This is a genomic window from Pedococcus sp. P2_A3 (assembly GCF_056405035.1).
On sequence record NZ_JBFUCW010000002.1, the window covers coordinates 78,674 to 96,697 of the forward strand.

Annotated in this window: 15 protein-coding genes; 7 read left to right on the plus strand and 8 right to left on the minus strand. The window is 69.3% G+C overall.

Going from position 1 to position 18,024, the window contains the following annotated elements; genetic code table 11:
* Window positions 1-8 precede the first annotated feature (8 nt).
* Together fabI and AC1DX8_RS02390 are read left to right on the plus strand one after the other, a co-directional pair.
* On the plus strand, window positions 9-767 hold the full coding sequence (gene fabI, locus AC1DX8_RS02385) for an enoyl-ACP reductase FabI (protein WP_477628302.1): 759 nt from the start codon (window positions 9-11) through the stop codon (window positions 765-767).
* Between the two features lie 71 nt (window positions 768-838).
* Complete coding sequence (locus tag AC1DX8_RS02390; RefSeq protein ID WP_477628303.1) at window positions 839-3,064, plus strand: tetratricopeptide repeat protein; 2,226 nt, start codon at window positions 839-841, stop codon at window positions 3,062-3,064.
* A gap of 6 nt (window positions 3,065-3,070) precedes the next feature.
* On the opposite strand, the gene cphA is transcribed toward AC1DX8_RS02390, so the two are convergent.
* Genes cphA through serB form a run of 3 tightly spaced genes read right to left on the minus strand, consistent with a single transcriptional unit; the run spans window position 3,071 to window position 8,064 of the window.
* A complete protein-coding gene (gene cphA, locus AC1DX8_RS02395) occupies window positions 3,071-5,926 on the minus strand; it encodes a cyanophycin synthetase (RefSeq protein ID WP_477628304.1) in 2,856 nt (951 codons plus the stop codon).
* 37 nt (window positions 5,927-5,963) lie between these two features.
* Window positions 5,964-6,824 carry a cyanophycinase gene (locus AC1DX8_RS02400; protein ID WP_477628305.1) on the minus strand — a complete coding sequence of 287 codons (861 nt, stop codon included), beginning with the start codon at window positions 6,822-6,824 and terminating at the stop codon, window positions 5,964-5,966.
* A 16-nt stretch (window positions 6,825-6,840) separates the two neighbouring features.
* Entirely contained in the window at window positions 6,841-8,064 is a 1,224-nt protein-coding gene (serB, locus tag AC1DX8_RS02405) for a phosphoserine phosphatase SerB (RefSeq protein WP_477628306.1), read from the minus strand.
* 211 nt (window positions 8,065-8,275) lie between these two features.
* Between serB and AC1DX8_RS02410 the strand changes: the two genes are divergently transcribed.
* Window positions 8,276-9,073 (plus strand): hypothetical protein, encoded by a 798-nt coding sequence (locus AC1DX8_RS02410; protein WP_477628307.1) that lies wholly within the window; start codon window positions 8,276-8,278, stop codon window positions 9,071-9,073.
* Between the two features lie 56 nt (window positions 9,074-9,129).
* On the opposite strand, the gene AC1DX8_RS02415 is transcribed toward AC1DX8_RS02410, so the two are convergent.
* Complete coding sequence (locus tag AC1DX8_RS02415) at window positions 9,130-9,837, minus strand: ACT domain-containing protein (protein ID WP_477628308.1); 708 nt, start codon at window positions 9,835-9,837, stop codon at window positions 9,130-9,132.
* A gap of 123 nt (window positions 9,838-9,960) precedes the next feature.
* Here AC1DX8_RS02415 and AC1DX8_RS02420 point away from each other — a divergent pair, with 123 nt between their 5' ends.
* Window positions 9,961-10,524: a hypothetical protein gene (locus AC1DX8_RS02420; protein WP_477628309.1), complete on the plus strand. Its 564-nt coding sequence runs from the start codon at window positions 9,961-9,963 to the stop codon at window positions 10,522-10,524.
* Window positions 10,525-10,782: 258 nt separating this feature from the next.
* On the opposite strand, the gene AC1DX8_RS02425 is transcribed toward AC1DX8_RS02420, so the two are convergent.
* Together AC1DX8_RS02425 and glgC are read right to left on the minus strand one after the other, a co-directional pair.
* The gene (locus AC1DX8_RS02425; protein ID WP_477628310.1) at window positions 10,783-11,595 is read right to left on the minus strand and encodes an LLM class F420-dependent oxidoreductase; all 813 of its coding nucleotides are present in this window, start codon (window positions 11,593-11,595) and stop codon (window positions 10,783-10,785) included.
* The gene (gene glgC, locus AC1DX8_RS02430; RefSeq protein ID WP_477628311.1) at window positions 11,592-12,845 is read right to left on the minus strand and encodes a glucose-1-phosphate adenylyltransferase; all 1,254 of its coding nucleotides are present in this window, start codon (window positions 12,843-12,845) and stop codon (window positions 11,592-11,594) included. The genes AC1DX8_RS02425 and glgC overlap by 4 nt, the downstream gene beginning before the upstream one ends.
* Before the next feature lie 62 nt (window positions 12,846-12,907).
* Here glgC and glgA point away from each other — a divergent pair, with 62 nt between their 5' ends.
* A complete protein-coding gene (gene glgA, locus AC1DX8_RS02435) occupies window positions 12,908-14,113 on the plus strand; it encodes a glycogen synthase (protein ID WP_477628312.1) in 1,206 nt (401 codons plus the stop codon).
* A gap of 1 nt (window position 14,114) precedes the next feature.
* Here glgA and AC1DX8_RS02440 read toward each other — a convergent pair whose 3' ends face one another.
* Both AC1DX8_RS02440 and AC1DX8_RS02445 read right to left on the minus strand, forming a co-directional pair.
* A complete protein-coding gene (locus tag AC1DX8_RS02440) occupies window positions 14,115-15,824 on the minus strand; it encodes an NAD(P)/FAD-dependent oxidoreductase (protein ID WP_477628313.1) in 1,710 nt (569 codons plus the stop codon).
* Between the two features lie 57 nt (window positions 15,825-15,881).
* Window positions 15,882-16,649, minus strand: a complete 768-nt coding sequence (locus AC1DX8_RS02445; protein ID WP_477628314.1) for a hypothetical protein — start codon at window positions 16,647-16,649, stop codon at window positions 15,882-15,884.
* Window positions 16,650-16,681: 32 nt separating this feature from the next.
* Here AC1DX8_RS02445 and AC1DX8_RS02450 point away from each other — a divergent pair, with 32 nt between their 5' ends.
* Window positions 16,682-17,500, plus strand: coding sequence for an ABC transporter ATP-binding protein (locus tag AC1DX8_RS02450; RefSeq protein WP_477628315.1), 819 nt, complete (start codon window positions 16,682-16,684; stop codon window positions 17,498-17,500).
* Between the two features lie 47 nt (window positions 17,501-17,547).
* Window positions 17,548-18,015 carry an NfeD family protein gene (locus AC1DX8_RS02455; protein WP_477628316.1) on the plus strand — a complete coding sequence of 156 codons (468 nt, stop codon included), beginning with the start codon at window positions 17,548-17,550 and terminating at the stop codon, window positions 18,013-18,015.
* Window positions 18,016-18,024: the final 9 nt, after the last annotated feature.

An 18,024-nucleotide genomic window follows, 5' to 3' on the forward strand; every position in this document is an offset into this window, starting at 1 on the left:
GCACCGACATGCTGCTCGAGGGCAAGAAGCTCCTGATCACCGGCGTCCTCATGGACTCCTCGATTGCGTTCCACGTCGCCAAGATCGCGCAGGAGCAGGGAGCGGAGGTGGTGCTGACGTCGTTCGGACGCACGTTCAAGATCACCCAGACGATCGCCAAGCGGCTGCCGACCACCCCGCCGGTGATCGAGCTCGACGTCACCAACCAGGACGACCTCGACAGCCTCGCGGAGCGACTCGGTGAGCACGTCGACCGGCTTGATGGCGTGCTGCACTCCATCGGTTTCGCCCCTCAGGGCGCCTTCAACTTCCTCGAGGGCACCTTCGAGGACGTGTCCACGGCCATGCACGCGTCGGCCTACTCGCTCAAGTCCCTCGGAGTCGCGGCGCTGCCCCTCATGAAGGACGGCGGGAGCATCGTCGGGCTCACCTTCGACGCCAAGTTCGCGTGGCCCGTGTACGACTGGATGGGCGTGGCCAAGGCCGCCTTCGAGTCCACCAACCGCTACCTCGCCCGCGACCTCGGGCCCCAGGGCGTCCGCTGCAACCTCGTGGCCGCCGGCCCGATCCGCACCACGGCTGCCAAGTCCATCCCCGGCTTCCAGACGTTCGAGGAGACCTGGAACGAGCGGGCGCCCCTCGGGTGGGACGTCAACGACGCTGTCCCCGCTGCGAAGGCGTGCGCCGTGCTGCTCTCCGACTGGTTCCCGGCCACGACGGGCGAGATCGTCCACGTCGACGGCGGCGTGCACGCGATGGGGCAGTGACCGCGGCTGCCCGCCTGCTCCGCCGCACTGCCCCGCCGCACTGCCACTCCTGCCGCTACTAGGCTCGCCGCATGACGTCTTCCCCCGCCGTCTCCGAGCCCGTCAGCCAGCCGGTCACCCAGCCCGCCGTGGCGGTGACGGAGGTCCGGGTCCTGGAGGGGCCCAACCTCTACTTCGCCAAGCCGGCGATCAAGGTGAGCCTCGAGCTGCCCGGCTATCTCGCAGCCGACGAGCGGACCCTGACCGACCTGGCCACCCGGGTGGGCATGCGCAGCGCGCGCCCCGGCGCCCCGGGCACCGAGCAGCGCCAGCGGTTCGTCATGCGCCTCGTCGAGCGGGCCGTGCGCCGGCTCGCCGCTGCGAGCGGCACCACGCGGCTGGGGGTGCGGGTCCGTCCGGGCAGCGCCCCCGAGTCGGTCGTGATGGCCTTCGTATGGCGCCGACGCACCCGGGCGCGCGCCCTCGGCGAAGGGGTCGGCCCGGTGCTGCGGGCCTGGCTCGACGGCGACGACGTCACCGAGCAGGAAGGCCTCGCGGTCGGCCGTACCGAGCCCGGCGACAAGCCCTCCATCATCAAGCCGCAGATCCCCGTCGCGTCGATCACCGGCACCAACGGCAAGACCACGACGACTCGTCTGCTCGGTCACATCGGCATGACGGCGGGGCGTCGCACCGCCTGGTCGTCGACCGACGGGATCGTGGTGCAGGGCGAAGTCATCGAGTCGGGAGACTACTCGGGACCGGCGGGAGCACGCGGTGTGCTGACCGCCCCCGGCGTCGAGCTGGGCATCCTCGAGACCGCTCGCGGAGGGATGCTCCTCAAGGGGATGGGCGTGACCTCCAACGACGTCAGTGTCGTCACCAACGTCTCGGCCGACCACCTCGGCCTGCAGGGGATCGACACCGTCGACCAGCTCGCCGAGGTCAAGGCCATCATCACCAAGGCGACGAGGCCGGGCGGCTGGGTGGTGCTCAACGGCGAGGACCCGCGGGTGTGGGCGATGCGCAATGGCATCAAGGGCAAGCCGTGGGTGTTCACGCTGCGGTCCGACGCTCCTGCGATCCGCGAGGCCCTCGACCTCGGTGGGCGGGCCATCACGGTGCTCGACGGGTCGATCACCGTCCTCGCGAACGGTCAGGACCCCGACCGCCTCGTCAGCATCCTCGACGTCCCAGCCACCCTCTCCGGCCTGTCGCACCACAACATCGCCAACGCCCTCGCGGGTGCCGCGGCGGCGCTCGGGCTGGGTCTGCCGCGTGATGCGGTCGTCGAGGGGCTGCGCACCTTCGTCCCCGACGACAAGCTCAACCCCGGCCGGATGAACACCTACACGCTGCGTCGCGACGACGGTTCGGCCATCACGATCATCGTCGACCTCGCCCACAACGAGGCCGGGCTCGAGGCCCTGATGGACGTGGCCCACGGCCTCAAGGTGCCGGGTGGGCAGGTGCACCTGGGGCTCGGCCTGGCCGGCGACCGCACCGACGACCTGCTCGAGTCGATCGGAGAAGTGGCCGGGCTCCGGGCCGACCGCATCGTCGCCGCCCACAAGGCGCACTACCTGCGCGGACGCACGATGGAGGAGCTGGAGTCGCACCTGCGCACGGGTCTGGCCAGGGCTGGCGTGTCCGACATCGATTCCTACGAGACGGAGCTCAGCGGGCTGCAGGCCTTGGTGCCGGGCGCCTCCGATGGTGACGTCGTGGCGCTGATGTGCCATGCCGAGCGATCCCAGGTGGCGTCGTGGCTGGCCGAGCAGGGCGCCACACCCGACACCCCCGAGGACATCCGTCGCAAGGTGGTGGCTGCCCGCGGCGAGCACGAGTTCGAGGCCCAGATCGCCGAGCTCTGGGAGCTGGCCGACGACCAGCAGCGCATCGATGCGATGGCCCGACTACGCAGCCAGCGCCCGGCGGACGCGCGCCTGGTCTTCGAGCACGCCAGTGCCCTCGATGCCGCGGGCAAGGAGCAGGACGCGATCCCGCTCTACCGCGACTCCCTCGCTGCCGGGCTGCGAGAGCCCCAACGCCACCGCGCGAGGATCCAGCTGGCCTCCAGCCTGCGCGTCGCGGGCCAGCCCGAGCTCGCCTACTCGCTGCTGACCGAGCTCAGCGTCGAACGCCCGGGAAGCGTTGCGGTCGAGGCGTTCCGGGCCCTCGCGGGTGTCGACAGCGGACACGCGGCGTCCTCGGTGGCCGACCTCATCGAGGTCCTGCTGCACCACGCCGGCGACGAGGACGCCCTCGCCTACCAGCGAGCGCTCTCGGCGTATGCCGCGGAGCTGCGCGACCGCTGACCCGCCTCAGGTGGTGGCGGGCTCCACCTCGGCGGCCTCTGCTGCAGCCGCGTCGTCACCGGACTGCTGTGCCTCAGACTGCATCTCGACGGGGTCGAGGTCGGGGTCGCCGATCCCCTCCTTGTTGTGGGCACCCGCCTGGGCGTGCTGGGTCATCTGCTCGAGCTCGCCCAGGACCTCGGCGTGCTGGTCGACACAGAGCACCACGACGTCGCCAGGGTTCGCGCGAGCCATGCAGTGCCGCACCGCGTCGACCTCGTTGAGGACGATCTCGACCTGGCGACAACGCACGCCCTCCTTGCCGATCTCACCCTTGGCGCCCTCGGCGATGAGGTCAGCGGTCTGGCCGGCAGGACGACCGCGCTTGCGCTCGTCCTCGCGCACGACCACCACGTCGAAGTGACGCGCGGCCAGTGCCCCGAGCTCGCGCATGTCGTCGTCCCGGCGGTCGCCTGCGGTGGAGATCATGCCGATGCGCGAGACCTTGCCGAGGTCGGACTGACCGGCCTTCTGCGCGGCATACCCCTCCACGAACTCGCCGAGCACGCGCATGCCGGGGGCGTTGTGGCAGTAGTCGACGAACACGTCGACGTTGTGCACGTTGACGAGGTTCATGCGTCCGGGGGACAGGTAGTAGCTCGTCGTGAAGGTGCGCAGGCCCTGACGGATCTCGTGCAGGCCGGCGCCCGCCGCGAACGCCGCCCCGGCAGCGGCCATGGCGTTGGCGACGTTGAACTTGGCGGTGCCACCGAAGGTCGACGGCAGCAGGTGGGTCCAGGCCAGCTGCATGGACCGGCGTCCGTGCTTGATGACGATCATGTCGCCGCGGTCGGTGTGGTCGAGGACCACGGCCCGCCCGCCGCGTCGGCAGTAGTCCTCGATGAACTCGCGCACCTTGCTGCCGGGTGGCTGCAACGAGAACCAGACAATGCCTCCGGAGCAGCGCCGACGCATCTTGCGGACGAGCTCGTCGTCGGCGTTGAGCACGGCGAAACCGTTGCGGGGCACCGCTTCCACGACGACGGCCTTGACGTCGGCGAGCTGGGCGAGCGTGTCGATGCCCTTCATCCCGAGGTGGTCAGGGGCCACGTTGGTGACGACGGCGACGTCGTTGCGGTCGTAGCCCAGACCCTCGCGCAGGATGCCGCCGCGCGCCACCTCCATCACCGCGAAGTCGACCCGGGGGTTCTGGAGGACCATCCGTGCCGACCTCGGGCCGGACGCGTCGGCCTTGTAGACGAGCCGCTCGTCGATCACGATGCCGTCGGTCGAGGTCATGCCGACCTTGTGACCGATTCCCTTGAAGATGTGGGCGATCATGCGCGAGGTCGTGGTCTTCCCGTTCGTCCCCGTGACAGCGACGATCGGGACCCGCGAGGGCGACCCCGGCGGGAAGAGCAGGTCGACGACGGGCTTGGCGATGAACTGCGGTTCGCCGATGGTCGGGTGGGTGTGCATCCGGAAGCCGGGTGCGGCGTTGACCTCGCAGATCGCGCCACCGGTCTCGCGGACGGGGGAGGCGATGTCGGGGCAGATGAAGTCGATCCCGGCGACGTCGAGCCCGATCATCCGAGCCGCCTCCTCGGCGATCTCGACGTTGTCGGGGTGGGCGTCGAAGGTGCGGTCGACCGAGATGCCGCCGGTCGACATGTTGCCGGTGAGGGCAAGCTTGACCATGTGCTCCTTGGGCGGCACGTCGTCGAGCTCGAAGCCCTGGTCTCGCACCAGCCCGATGGCCGCGTCGTCGACCTTGATCCGGGTGAGCACCTTCTCGTGACCGACACCTCGCCGCGGGTCGGCGTTGGTGATCTCCACGAGCTCGGCGACGGTGTGGGTGCCGTCTCCGATGACGTGTGCCGGGACCCGCTCGGCGATGGCCTGCATACGGCCACCCACGATCAGGCAGCGGTAGTCGCGGCCGGTGACGTGTGACTCGACGATGACGTAGCCGCGGCGCGACTCGCCCTCGGCGATGGCGAAGCTGGCCCGGACGGCGTCCTCCGAGGTCAGGTTGAGGCAGACGCCGCGACCGTGGTTGCCGTCGAGCGGCTTGACGACCACGGGGTAGCCGATCCGCTTGGCGGCTGCGACCGCGCCGTCGGCGGTGCTCACCGTCTCCTGCTTGGGGACGGGCAGCCCTGCAGATCCGAGCAACCGCGTCGTCATGTCCTTGTCGCTGGCGATGTCGACGGCCAGGGCACCGGTCTTCGAGGTCATCGTCGCCCGGATGCGCTGGGCGTGGACGCCCTGACCGAGCTGCACGAGGGAGGCCGAGTTGAGGCGGATGTACGGGATGTCGCGCGAGATCGCCTCCTCGATGATGGCGCCCGTGGAGGGACCGAACGCCGTGCGCTGCGCGCGGCGCAGGAAGACGTCGAGCTCCTCATGGAAGTCGAAGCCCTCCTCGGCCTGCACGAGGTGGTTGACCAGTCGCACGGCGAGTGTGCCGGCGGCCAGACCGACGGCCTCGTCGGTGTAGTCGTAGATGACGTTGTAGAGGCCGGTCTGGCCCTTGACGGCCCGCGTCTTGCCGCGGCGCAGGTCGTGCCCTGCCTCCTGCTGCAGCTGCAGGGCCACGTGCTCGGCGACGTGCCCCAGCCAGGTGCCTTCGCGCATCCGGTCGATGAAGCCGCCCTTCACGCCTCGCGAGCAGGTGTGGTTCGCCAGGTTGGGCAGCAGCTCGACCAGTCGGTCGGTGAATCCGTCGATCGTGTCGGTCGGGTAGGCCTCCAGCACGCCGAGGTCGACGACGAGGTGGATCGCCGGGCTGTAGGACCAGATGTTTCCGCCGCGGTAGACGCGGGACTCGACGATCGTCAGCTCGGGCGCAGCAGGACCGGTGGGGGTGGGGCGATCTGCCATGGGATCTCCTTGCGGGTCGGGCAGTGCGAGGCGGGGGTCAGGCCTTGGCCGTCGCGAGGGCCACCGCGACATCGGGGTGCTTCTCGACGAAGTCGACGAGGCGAACCTCGGAGAGGTCGAACGTAGCGCCTGCGGGCAGGGAGTGCACGACTGCACCGGAGACCATGAGGGGCGCCCCGCGTCGCGCGTCAGGCGCGTCGGAGTCGGCGCTGCGGCAGTCCAGGACGAAGGCGACGCCGCTGCCGTGGACGGTGAAGTACCTGCGGTCGCGGACCTCGATGGCGGTGTCCTCGTCGATGCCGACGCCGATCAGGTTGGGGGAGGCCGCCACCATCGACATGAGCCGGCCGTAGCGGGACCGTTGGGCGAAGTGCTGGTCGATGATCACGCCGTCGATCAGCCCCAGCCCTGCGGTGAGCTGGCCGTAGCGCTGTCTGGGGGTGACGCCCTCCTCACCCATGGAGATCATGAACTGGCTCATGATCGACGCCCCCGCCGAGGTGCCGCCGATGACGGTGCCTCGGTCGTGGGCCCGCGCGAGGGCGTCACCGAGCGGGGTGCCCGGGAACCGTTGGCTGAGCTTGAGCTGGCTGCCACCGCTCATGAAGATGCCGGTGGCCTGGTCGAGCAGGGCCACGAGCTCCTGGTCGTGGGCCGACACGCGGCTGGGCGGGTTCACCACCGAGATCTCCGGGGCCCCGAGACGCGTGAACACCTCGACGTACGACTCGACGACCTCGCTCTCGAACGAGGAGGCGGTGGGGATGAGGACGATCCGGGAGCGCTTGCCACCGGCCAGCCGCACGAACCGGCGCAGCACGGTTGCCTTGCCGACCCGGTCCTCTGCTCCGCCGATGATGAACAGGGTGGGGACCTTGCGGCCCTGCGTGCGTGCCATTGCGTCAGCCTAGGAGTCAGGGGGTGGGGATCGGCGGAGCGGGGGTCGGCGTGCCGTCTGCCTCGTCGGCCTCCTCGATCTCCTCGCGGGTGATTCCCAACAGGTAGAGCACCGCGTCGAGGTAGGGCACGTTGACGGCCGTGTCAGCCTGCTCGCGGACGACCGGCTTGGCGTTGAACGCCACCCCGAGTCCGGCGGCCTCCAGCATGTCCAGGTCGTTGGCGCCGTCGCCGATGGCGACGGTCCGAGAGAGGGGGAGGCCCGCCTCCGCCGCGAATCGCCGCAGCGCCGCTGCCTTTCCGGCCCGGTCCACGATGTCCCCGACCAGCCGTCCGGTGAGTATGCCGTCGCGCACCTCGAGCCGGTTGGCGTGCGCGTGGTCGATCCCCAGCTCGCGGGCGAGATCCTCGACGATCTCGATGAAGCCGCCCGACACGATGGCCACGGTGAAGCCCAGGCGCTTCAGGGTGCGGACCAGGGTGCGTGCGCCTGGGGTGAACTGCACTGCGGCGCGGACGTCGTCGAGGACGGTGGCCGGTAGGCCCTCGAGGGCGGCGACCCGTTCGCGCAGGCTGTCGGCGAAGTCGAGCTCTCCACGCATCGCGGCAGCAGTCACGGCGGCCACCTCTGCCTCCCGGCCGGCGTGGCTGGCCAGCAGCTCGATGACCTCGTCCTGGATGAGCGTGGAGTCGACGTCCATGACGACGAGCCGCCGACCGCGTCGGGCCAAGCCACCCGCTGCGACGGCGATGTCGAGCCCGTGGACGCTCGACTCCATGGCCAGCTCGCGCCGCAACCGCTCGACGTCGGCCCCCGAGACATCGAACTCGACCGTCGTGACGGGGTAGCGCGACAGTCGTCGGATGCGGTCGATGTTGGCGCCGTGGGAGGCGATCCGCGCCGTGATGGCGGCAACACCGCTGGCGCGCAGCGGCGACCCGAGGACGACGACGGCCGCCCGGCCGCTGCGACGTCGACGGCTGTCGCCCGTGCCCGACTTGATCTTCACCTTGAGGTCGAGGTCGTGCCCGACCGTGGTGAGGACGGTCCGGAGCCGCTCGTGGGCCGCGCCGGCGGCGAGCAGCATGGCCAGAGTCAGGTGACCGCGGACGACGACCTGCTCGAGGTCCAGCACCTCCGCGCCGACGTCGGCGATGGCGTCGAAGAACGTGCTCGTGACGCCCGGCCGGTCCTCACCGGAGATGGTCACCAAGAGCGTCTGCGCGGTCAGGTCGGGCACCTCGCCACACTATCGACGGCCATCCATCCCTCCGGGTGCAGTCTCGCCATCCGACCGGCGGGGACAGCAACTCGACCTGCCTTCGGCCCGTGCTGAAGGTAAAGATTCAGTATGAATCTATGTAGTCACATTCAGTCACATGACTAGAAATCCGCGGCTTCCTAACCTGCATGAGCCGCCCGAACCACGGGCGCAGACGAGGGGGACAAGTATGAAGCGCATCACCAGTCTCGTGGTCCTGTTGGTCGGCTTGGCTTGTGTCGGTACCGCGCCGGCCGGCGCAGCGGAGGCACCAGACCGCGCTGCCGCCGCGGTGGTGGCGCAGACGGGTCAACTCGGTGAGACGGTGCCGAGTGCCGGGCTGACGAAGGGCGGTCAGACGATTGCACCAGCCAAGGGTTTACGCACTTGGGCCCAGGCCGACGGCGTCGGGCTGAGGTTGGTCGCAGAGTTGACGTCAGGGCACAGCGACGGAGTGTTCGAGAACCTCGTCCCGAAGGGGTGGACGATGACCCCGACTCAGGATGGCACTCTGGACATCGCGAACGAGGACGGGGTCAAGCAGGGCCGAGTTGAGCGTCCTTGGGCGGTCGACGCGGAGGGCAAGAAGCTGCAGACGCGATTCGTCGTCGAGGGTCGCTCGTTACGCCAGGTGGTGGATGCCGAGGGGGCGGCGTTCCCGATCGTCATGGATCCATGGGTCACGGCGGGCTGGTGGTACTACACGCCGGTGTACTACGTCGAGATGTCCTGGTCCGAGACGTGGAAGCTCAAGAATTTCATGGACAGCAACTCGAGCCAGATCCCCGGGCTACTCTGTGCCTTCTTGCCCACGGCCGCTGCCACGGTCACTTGCGGCGTGATCTACCTGCTCGTCAAGGACGACGTGAAGAACACCGTGAACACCGCCATCCGCCTGAAGAAGTGCTACAAGGCCAGGGTGCCGGCGTCGGGTGGAGCCGCGTCGCTACCGGCCTACGATTCGTACTACAAGACGTGTAGGGCCTGAGGAGGACGTCATGCCGACCCGCAAAGAGTTGCGTATGGAGGCTTTGGTCCTCGTCATCATCCTGACTGTTGCTGTCTTGTCCCCGCTGATCCAGGGAAACGAACCAGCCAGGGACAGTGAGGTCCTGACGCTGGCGGTCGGGTGGGTGCTCGTCCGGTCTTCTGTGCTGGTCGCTCGTCACGTCCGTCACAGGCGAGACTCATGAACTGGTCGTCAACCGAATCTTGACGGGCCTTGGGAGGCGGGGAACGAAGTCCGTACCCCCGCCTCTCGTGTGTACGGACGGGTGCATCAATCATGGCTGAGAGGGATGGGTGGGCGTCCTCGTGTGCGCTCTCGGGGCCGTGTTCGGGTGGCCCGTGTCGACCACGAACCACGGACGCGGGCCATGGTCCGAGTACTCCTCGAAGCTGATGGGCAGCAGCTGGGCCTGGTTGGCGATGGCGGCTGTGTGCTGCCTTGGCGGGCGAGGGTGGCGCGCGGCATCGTCGCGAGGGCTCGCGTTCCAGCACCTCCGCACCGACGTCGGCGATGGCGTCGAAGAACGTGCTGGTGACGCCCGGCCGGTCCTCACCGGAGATGGTCACCAAGAGCGTCTGCGCGGTCAGGTCGGGCACCTCGCCACACCATCGACGGCCATCCATCCCTCCGGGTGCAGTCTCGCCATCCGACCGGCGGCGCAGAAGGGGTGGCGCGGGCGACCACACCCTCTGTTTGGTAAAGAGTCTGTATGAATATATGTGGTCACAGGCAGTCACATGCATGGATTCGACTTGGTTTCTAGGCTCCGCAGGACCTGCTCGAACCGCGAGCCGGAAGTCCTACTGGGGGAACACGTGAGAAGGTCGTCTTGCCTACTGACAACGCTCATCGCACTGGTGCTTTGCATGGCGATGCCGGCCAATGCAGCCCCGCCGTCGCCCTTGATGGCAAACGATCAGCGCACCGAGGCCAAGCACATCCTGATTGGGCAAGGGATGCCGCGAGACTTGGCAGCAACGATCACGTCGGATCCGAGAGCGACGGTAACCGTCGACGCGGGTGAGGTGTACATCGACGGAACCGGCATGGACGAGATCCTGGCAATGGCCTCGAATGTTGTTGTCAGCGCCGCGAAGGGGAGCGACTGGTGGTACGCCGCAGCACTGAACTCACTGGGACAGCCGCGGACGGTCGTCTATGTCAGGTACTCATGGTCGTGGATGTGGGAACTGCGGAACCACCTGTCGAATCTCACCACCTACGCGAACCTGATGTGCGGACTGCTGAGCAGCGGTGGCCCCACTCTGGTTTCTGCCTGCTTGCTCGTAGTCAAGGCATACATGGACCTCGCAGGGTCGAAGATCAAGTCGGGGATCGCTCAAGGCAAGTGCCTCCGCTGGCGCATGACGGCACCCCCCGTGGTTGACCCATCCATGCTGCGCTGGGACCTCGTCCGCTGTCGAGTATGAAGGCACGTCGATGACCAAGCGGAGAGTTTTCACCGGTCTCGTGTACTGGCTTGCCATGTTCAGCGTGGCGACATGGCCGAACTTGTCTGGCGACCGCCGACTCTTGGCACTCGCCGGCTGGCTCCTGGTCGCGACCGTGTTCTATGCGTTGGGGCTGATGGTCTTTCGTCGGGCTCACAGCCGGACTCGCGATACGACGTGACCTGCCGTTGACCACCGACCACCCAAGGGAGGCTCGCCTCCCTCGGGTGGTCTGCGTCAGCTGTCGCGGGAATCGCGCCAGGCGACCAGGTCGCGGATCGGGCCGAGGTCGTACTTCGGACCACCGATGCCGACGGTGAAGAGTCGCGTGCCAACGGCATACAAGGACTCGGCGCCGGCCGCGTAGTCCTTGACGTCCTCGGGGAGGCGACCCGGCTTGGGGGAGACGCCCGACGAGCGCTCGATCTCAGCGGGGTCGCGGCCCAGCTTGGCGCACCATTCGTCGAGGACGGCGTGCTTGTGGGCGATGGTCTCGGCGGTGCCGAAGCCGTGCCAGATCGTCGCGTGCTCGGCCACGATCTTCAGCGTCTTGCGTTCGCCGCCACCGCCGATGAGGACCGGGATGTCACGCGTCGGCGGGGGATTGAGCCTGGCCCACCGCTGCTTGATCAGGGGCAGGTCACGAGCGAGCTTGTCGAGCCGCCCGCCAGCAGTGCCGAACTCGTAGCCGTACTCGTCGTAGTCGCGCTCGAACCAGCCGGAGCCGATGCCGAGGATGAGGCGGCCGCCACTGATGTGGTCGACGGTGCGTGCCATGTCAGCGAGCAGCTGGGGGTTGCGGTAGCTGTTGCAGGTGACGAGCGCGCCGATCTCGACGCGCGAGGTCGCCTCGGCCCAGGCCCCGAGCATCGTCCAGCACTCGAAGTGGGGGCCGTCGGGCGCGCCGTACAAGGGGTAGAAGTGGTCCCAGTTGAAGACGATGTCCACCCCGATCTCCTCCGCCTCAGCCGCGGCACGACGGATCGCCGCGTACTCGGCGTGCTGGGGTTGGAGCTGGACCCCGATCCGGATCGGTCGCTCGCCCGTCACGCGGTGACCTCCTGGAACTTGGCGATGACGGTCAGGCCCGACTCGGTGACCATGAAGCCGCGGGCGCGGTCGCGGTCGTGGTCGACGCCGATGGTGGTGTTCTCCGGCACGACGACACCCTTGTCGATGATGGCTCGCTTGATGACGCACCCGCGGCCGACCTCGACGCCGTCGAGCAGCACGCTGTCGTCGATCGTGGTGCCGCTGTGGATGTGGCAGCGCGGGGAGAGCACGGAGCTGGTCACCGTGGCTCCGGAGATGACCACACCGGGGGAGACCGCCGAGTTGTGGGCCTCGCCGAACTGGCCGGCGGCGCCCTGCACGAGCTTCGCCGGCGCGAGCGGGCCGTAGTCGGTGTAGATCGGCCAGTCGTAGTTGTAGAGGTTGAAGACCGGGTGGATCGACACGAGGTCCATGTGCGCCTCCCAGTACGAGTCCATCGACCCTACGTCGCGCCAGTACGCCTGGTCGCGTTCGGTGGCGCCCGGGATGACGTTGTCCTTGAAGTCGTAGACGTAGCCCTCACCGTTGCTGACGAAGTCGGGCACGATGTCGCCGCCCATGTCGTGCTTGCTGCCCTCGCGATCGTTGTCGCGGGTCACCGCGTCGACGAGGACGTCGGCGTCGAAGACGTAGTTGCCCATCGAGGCGAGCACCTCGTCGGGGGAGTCGGGCAGACCCTTGGCGTCCTTGGGCTTCTCCTTGAAGGCCGCGATCTTGCGACGGTCTGCGTCGTCGACCTCGATCACGCCGAACTGGTCGGCCAGTGAGATCGGCTGGCGGATGGCCGCGACGGTCACCCCTGCCTTGGTCTCGATGTGCTGGGCGACCATCTGGGAGAAGTCCATCCGGTAGACGTGGTCGGCGCCCACGACCACGACGATGTCGGGCTTCTCGTCGTGGATCAGGTTGAGGCTCTGGAAGATCGCGTTGGCCGAGCCGAGGTACCAGTTCTTGTCGACGCGCTGCTGTGCCGGGACGGGGGCCACGTAGTTGCCGAGCATCGTCGACATGCGCCAGGTCTTGGTGACGTGGCGGTCGAGGCTGTGCGACTTGTACTGCGTGAGCACGACGATCTTGAGATAGCCCGAGTTCACGACGTTGCTCAGGGCGAAGTCGATCAGGCGGTAGATGCCGCCGAACGGCACTGCGGGCTTGGCCCTGTCGGCAGTGAGCGGCATGAGACGTTTGCCCTCGCCACCGGCGAGGACGATGGCAAGGACCCTGGGAACCCCACGTCGATACGGCATGACTCGACCCTAGAGACTGGACGCCCTCGCGGCGACCCCAGTGCGGGTCTAATCTCACGAGCGTGAGAGTCGACATCCTGACCAAGGAGTACCCGCCCAACATCTACGGCGGAGCGGGGGTCCACGTCGCCGAGCTCGTCCGCGCGCTGCGCGATCGGGGCGACGTGGATGCCAGGGTGCGGGCGTTCGGGGAACCCGTCGCCGAGGAGGGCACGAGCGGGTATGCCGACCTGCCGGACCTCGCGGGCGCGAACGCGGCGATCCGCACGATGGGGGTCGACCTGGCGATGGCCGGCGACTGCGTCGGGGCCGACCTCGTCCACTCCCACACGTGGTACGCCAACTTCGCCGGGCACGTCGCGTCACTGCTCGGCGGCATGCCCCACGTCGTGAGCGCGCACAGCCTCGAGCCGATGCGGCCCTGGAAGGCCGAACAGCTCGGTGGCGGTTACCGGGTCTCGTCGTTCGTCGAGCGGACCGCCTACGAGGCCGCCGCGGCTGTCATCGCAGTGAGCGAGGGCATGCGCCAGGACGTACTGCGCAGCTATCCCTCCATCGACCCCGAGAAGGTCAAGGTCGTCCACAACGGCATCGACTCCCAGCTCTGGCAGCGGCACCGCGATGACGACATCGTCCGACGCCACGGCGTCGATCCCGACGGCAAGTCGGTCATCTTCGTCGGACGGATCACTCGGCAGAAGGGCCTTCCCTACCTCCTCCGCGCGGCGGCCCAGCTGCCGGCCGACGTCCAGCTGGTGCTGTGCGCCGGGTCCCCGGACACCCCGGAGATCATGGCCGAGGTGCAGGGTCTGATGGAGGAGCTCCGGGCCACCCGCGAAGGGGTGGTCTGGATCCCGGAGATGCTGCCGCGCAACGAGGTCGTCGCCTTGCTGTCGGCCGCCACGGTCTTCGCCTGCCCGTCGATCTACGAACCCCTCGGCATCGTCAACCTCGAGGCGATGGCTTGCGAGCTGGCGGTCGTGGCCACTGCCACCGGGGGCATTCCGGAGGTCGTCGTCGACGGCGAGACCGGCTGGTTGGTGCCGATCGAGCAGAAACAGGACGGCAGCGGCATACCCCTCGACGCAGACCGGTTCGTCGCTGACCTGGCGCACGCGCTGAACGACGCCGTGAGCGACCCGTCCCGCGCCGAAGCGATGGGGCTTGCGGGACGCACCCGCGCGGTCGACGCGTTCTCCTGGGCCACCATCGGCGACCGGACGATCCAGGTCTACCAGGACGTGCTGGGCAACGGGCCGACCAACTGAGCTAGGAGACCGGGGCCGCGGTCAGCTCGTCCTCGGTGGCCGGGGCGAGGTAGGCGTGCACGAGTGGAACCACGGACGCTCCTTCTCCGCTGGCTGCCGCGACCCGCTTCATCGACCCCGCCCGGATGTCCCCGGCAGCGAAGATGCCGGGGACCGTCGTGGCCAGGTTGGCCGGGGGCACGTCGTCGGTCCACTGGTCGCGCGGAACGTCGCGTCCCGTGAGGACGAAGCTGTGCTTGTCACGGGCCAGCTCCGGCGGCAGCCAGTCGCAGCGAGGCTCGGCCCCGAGGAGGAGGAACAGCCCCCGCGCCTGCTTGGTCGTGCGCCGACCGCTCGTGGTGTCCTCGAGGCAGAGCCACTCGAGCTGGCCCGCACCGCCACCGTCGACCACCGTGGTGCAGGGCAGCACCGTGATCCGCTCGTTGTAGCCGATCTCGTCGATGAGGTACTGCGACATGGTCTCCTCGAGGCCGCGCCGGCGGACCACGATCGTCACCGAGCTCGCGAACCGGGCCAGGTGGAGCGCGGCCTGCCCGGCGGAGTTGCCGCCACCGACCACGACGACGTCGTGGCCCTCCATCTCGCGGGCGGCGGTCATGGCTGCGCCGTAGTTGACGCCGGCGCCGACGAGGTCCTCCAGCGCCGGCACGCCCAGCTTGCGGTAGGCCACGCCGCTGGAGATCAGGACGGTCCTGGCGCGGACGTCGCCACCGTCCGTGTGGAGCAGGTGCGGGGTGTCGCCGGTGCCGGGCTGGAGCGCGGTGACCTCCCACCCGGTGAGGAAGTCCGTCCCGAAGCGCAGCGCCTGGTTGCGCGCACGCTGGGCGAGCCGCATGCCGGAGATGCCCCGGGGAAACCCGAGGTAGTTGCGGATCATCGAGCTGGTGCCGGCCTGGCCACCGATCGCCTCGGCCTCCAGCACGACGACCGAGAGGCCCTCGGAGGCGCCGTAGACCGCCGCGGCCAGCCCAGCGGGCCCGCCGCCCACGACCGCGAGGTCGACGACACCGTCGAACTCGAAGTTGCGCGGGGCGCCGTTGATCGCGATGGCGACGTCGCGGACGCTGGTGGCCTGGATGGGCACCCGGTTCGCCGCCACGACCAGTGGCCAGCGGATCTCGTCGCCGCCGAGCTCGGCACGGATCCCGGCGAGGTAGTCCTGCAGCTCCGGGGTGTCGGGGTGCCAGAGGCGGTTCTGCATCCCCATCCGGTCGAGGAAGTCCCGGATGGCCATCGTGAGGGCGTCGTGGGTCGGTGAGATCACCTTGGCCACGACGACCTCGGGCTGGGGGACGGTGGACGTCCACTCGGACAGCAGGTCGGTGATCGCGTTGTGGAACTCCTCGTCGCGGCGGCCCCGGGGCATGAGGAGGTAGGCGTCGAACTTGCCCTTGGCCATACCGACCCGCAGATCGGGCGCATCGACGAGGAAGTAGTCCCAGTGGGCCGCCACGACCCGCCGCGCCGTCGCTACCACCTGGCGCCAGCGGTGGAACGCGTGGTGGACCGTCTCGACGTCGGGCAGCCTGGAGTCAGTCACGAAGAGGGCGACATGGTCCCCGCGGTCGCAGATCTCGCGAGCGATGGACTCGGCCTCTGCGCACGAGCCGGCTGTGCGCAGGGCGTAGTCGCGCTGGTACCTGCTCTGGAACTCCTCGAGCAGCGTGTCGGCGTGCAGCTCCGACACCAGGATGATTGCGGGGTCCGCCATGGTGTCCAAGCCTAATCGGCCGATCGCACCGCACCCAGTGCTCCCGTCACCCGGTCCTCACTCCGGCCGCCAGCCGGCCAGCACCGCGCACGCAGCGTTCGTGGCGTCGGCCAGCGCCCGCTCGGCTCCGCGTTGGAGGCGCAGGAGCAGGCGGTGGCGCGCTGCCGCCTCGGCCGCCGTGAGTGCCCCGTCGCCGGCACCGAGGGCCACGTCGACCACGGTGGCGATGGTCCCGGCGAGCGAGATCACCCGAGCGGCGCGCCCCGGAAGGCCGGCTGGCAGGCCCCAACGGCCGCCCATCGCCGCGTCGGCAAGCTCGCGGGCGGCGGTGGCGCCGAACGGCTGGCCCCCCACCGCGTCGATGGCCTCCGTGGCGCTGCGGATCTCCTCGCGGAGGTGCCGCTCCAGCTGTGACGGTTCCAGCGCCTCCACGCGGTGCCGGGGCACCGGCTGCGCGTCGTATGCCGTCCAGTCCACCCGGGTGCCGAGGTCCAGCCCGCCGTCGGGTCCGGCGCCGTACGTCGAGATCGTGGGCACCAACATGCCGCCCAGCCCGGGCACGAAGACGCACTCGCCGCCGACGGCCGCGGCGCCCTGGGCCTCCACGGACGCGCCCGGCAGCCCCACCAGGTCGCCGGGCGTTGGGAGCGCCACGAGCAGGGCCTGCTCCCCGAGGTCGCGCCAGAGCGCGAGGCGGTCGAGGTCGCCTGCGACGTGGTCGATGTCGGGCAGGGCGCGGGCGATCGCGTCCTCCAGCGGGGTCCCTGTCGCCCAGGCGTGCGTCATCCACAGCGAAAGCCGCACTGACGCAGGGAGTTCGGGCATCCCGCCATGCTAAGCCGATAGGGTCCCGTGACATGAGTGACGTCCTTGAGTTCGCGGGAGTGAGCGTCGTCCGGGGTCAGGCGACCCTGCTCGACGACGTCTCCTGGGAGGTCGAGGAGGGTCAGCGGTGGGTGATCCTCGGCCCGAACGGTGCCGGCAAGACCACGCTGCTCCAGCTGGCCGCCGGGCGCATGCATCCCACGCGGGGCGTGGCGGGCGTGCTCGGAGAGGTGCTGGGTGCGGTCGACGTCTTCGAGCTCCGCCCCCGGATCGGACTGGCCTCGGCCGCCCTGGCCGAGCGCATCCCGTTCGACGAGGTGGTGCACAACGTCGTGGTCACTGCCTCCTACGGCGTCGTCGGCCGCTGGCGGGAGAGCTACGAGACGTTCGACCACGCCCGGGCCTCCGAGCTCCTCGGAGCTCTCGGAGCAGACCACCTGGCCGACCGCACCTACGGCACGCTCTCCGAGGGTGAGCGCAAACGGGTGCAGATCGCCCGCGCCCTCATGACCGACCCAGAGCTGATGCTGCTCGACGAGCCGGCCGCAGGACTCGACCTCGGGGGCCGCGAGGACCTCGTGCGGCGCCTGGGCGTGCTCGCGGCTGACGTCGAGGCGCCCGCCCTGATCCTCGTGACCCACCACGTCGAGGAGATCCCGCCGCACTTCACCGACGTGCTGCTGCTGCGCGAGGGCCGCATCGTCGCGCAGGGCCCGGTCGAGATCACCCTCACCGAGGCAAACCTCTCCGAGACCTTCGGCATGCCGCTGGAGCTCGAGCGACGGGGTGACCGCTGGACGGCTCGCCTGAAGGTGGGCGAAGGAACGTCGGAAGCCTCTCCTTCGTCCTAGAGTTGCGGCACCACCGAGGTGGTGGACTGCTGAGAGGGAGGGGCGTCATGGACTGGTTCGCGGAGAACCCGTGGCTGGCATGGCTGGGGTTGGCACTGATCCTGGCCGCGATCGAGGCCGCCACCGTCGACTTCGTCTTCCTCATGCTCGCCGGTGGCGCGGCAGTGGGTGCGGTGGCCTCAGCGATCGGGGTGCCCTTCCCGGGGCAGGTGGTGGTCGCTGTCATCGTCGCGGGGCTGCTTCTCCTCGTCGTGCGGCCGATCATCACCCGCAAGTTCATGGTGGCCGAGGCCAGCCACGGCATCGGGGCCCACGGCCTCGTCGGCCGCAGCGGGCGCGTGCTGCAGGCCGTGACCGCGACCGACGGTCGCGTCAAGGTGGGTGGCGAGACCTGGTCCGCCCGCACCGCCCAAGGGGGCGACACTTGCCAGCCCGGCCAAGAGGTCCGGGTTGTATCCATCGAGGGGGCCACCGTGATCGTCACCGGCGTCACGGCAGGTCAGAAAACGGAGTAGACGTGGACG

What these genes read in the sequence shown, in the direction of transcription:
- cphA (WP_477628304.1), bottom strand. Translation starts at nt 5,926, where the DNA reads ATGGCAGATCGCCCCACCCCCACCGGTCCTGCTGCGCCCGAGCTGACG.
- AC1DX8_RS02455 (WP_477628316.1), top strand. Translation starts at nt 17,548, where the DNA reads ATGGACTGGTTCGCGGAGAACCCGTGGCTGGCATGGCTGGGGTTGGCA.
- AC1DX8_RS02415 (WP_477628308.1), bottom strand. Translation starts at nt 9,837, where the DNA reads ATGCATGTGACTGCCTGTGACCACATATATTCATACAGACTCTTTACC.
- AC1DX8_RS02390 (WP_477628303.1), top strand. Translation starts at nt 839, where the DNA reads ATGACGTCTTCCCCCGCCGTCTCCGAGCCCGTCAGCCAGCCGGTCACC.
- AC1DX8_RS02420 (WP_477628309.1), top strand. Translation starts at nt 9,961, where the DNA reads ATGGCGATGCCGGCCAATGCAGCCCCGCCGTCGCCCTTGATGGCAAAC.
- glgC (WP_477628311.1), bottom strand. Translation starts at nt 12,845, where the DNA reads ATGCCGTATCGACGTGGGGTTCCCAGGGTCCTTGCCATCGTCCTCGCC.
- AC1DX8_RS02440 (WP_477628313.1), bottom strand. Translation starts at nt 15,824, where the DNA reads ATGGCGGACCCCGCAATCATCCTGGTGTCGGAGCTGCACGCCGACACG.
- AC1DX8_RS02445 (WP_477628314.1), bottom strand. Translation starts at nt 16,649, where the DNA reads ATGCCCGAACTCCCTGCGTCAGTGCGGCTTTCGCTGTGGATGACGCAC.
- fabI (WP_477628302.1), top strand. Translation starts at nt 9, where the DNA reads ATGCTGCTCGAGGGCAAGAAGCTCCTGATCACCGGCGTCCTCATGGAC.
- AC1DX8_RS02450 (WP_477628315.1), top strand. Translation starts at nt 16,682, where the DNA reads ATGAGTGACGTCCTTGAGTTCGCGGGAGTGAGCGTCGTCCGGGGTCAG.
- AC1DX8_RS02410 (WP_477628307.1), top strand. Translation starts at nt 8,276, where the DNA reads ATGAAGCGCATCACCAGTCTCGTGGTCCTGTTGGTCGGCTTGGCTTGT.
- AC1DX8_RS02400 (WP_477628305.1), bottom strand. Translation starts at nt 6,824, where the DNA reads ATGGCACGCACGCAGGGCCGCAAGGTCCCCACCCTGTTCATCATCGGC.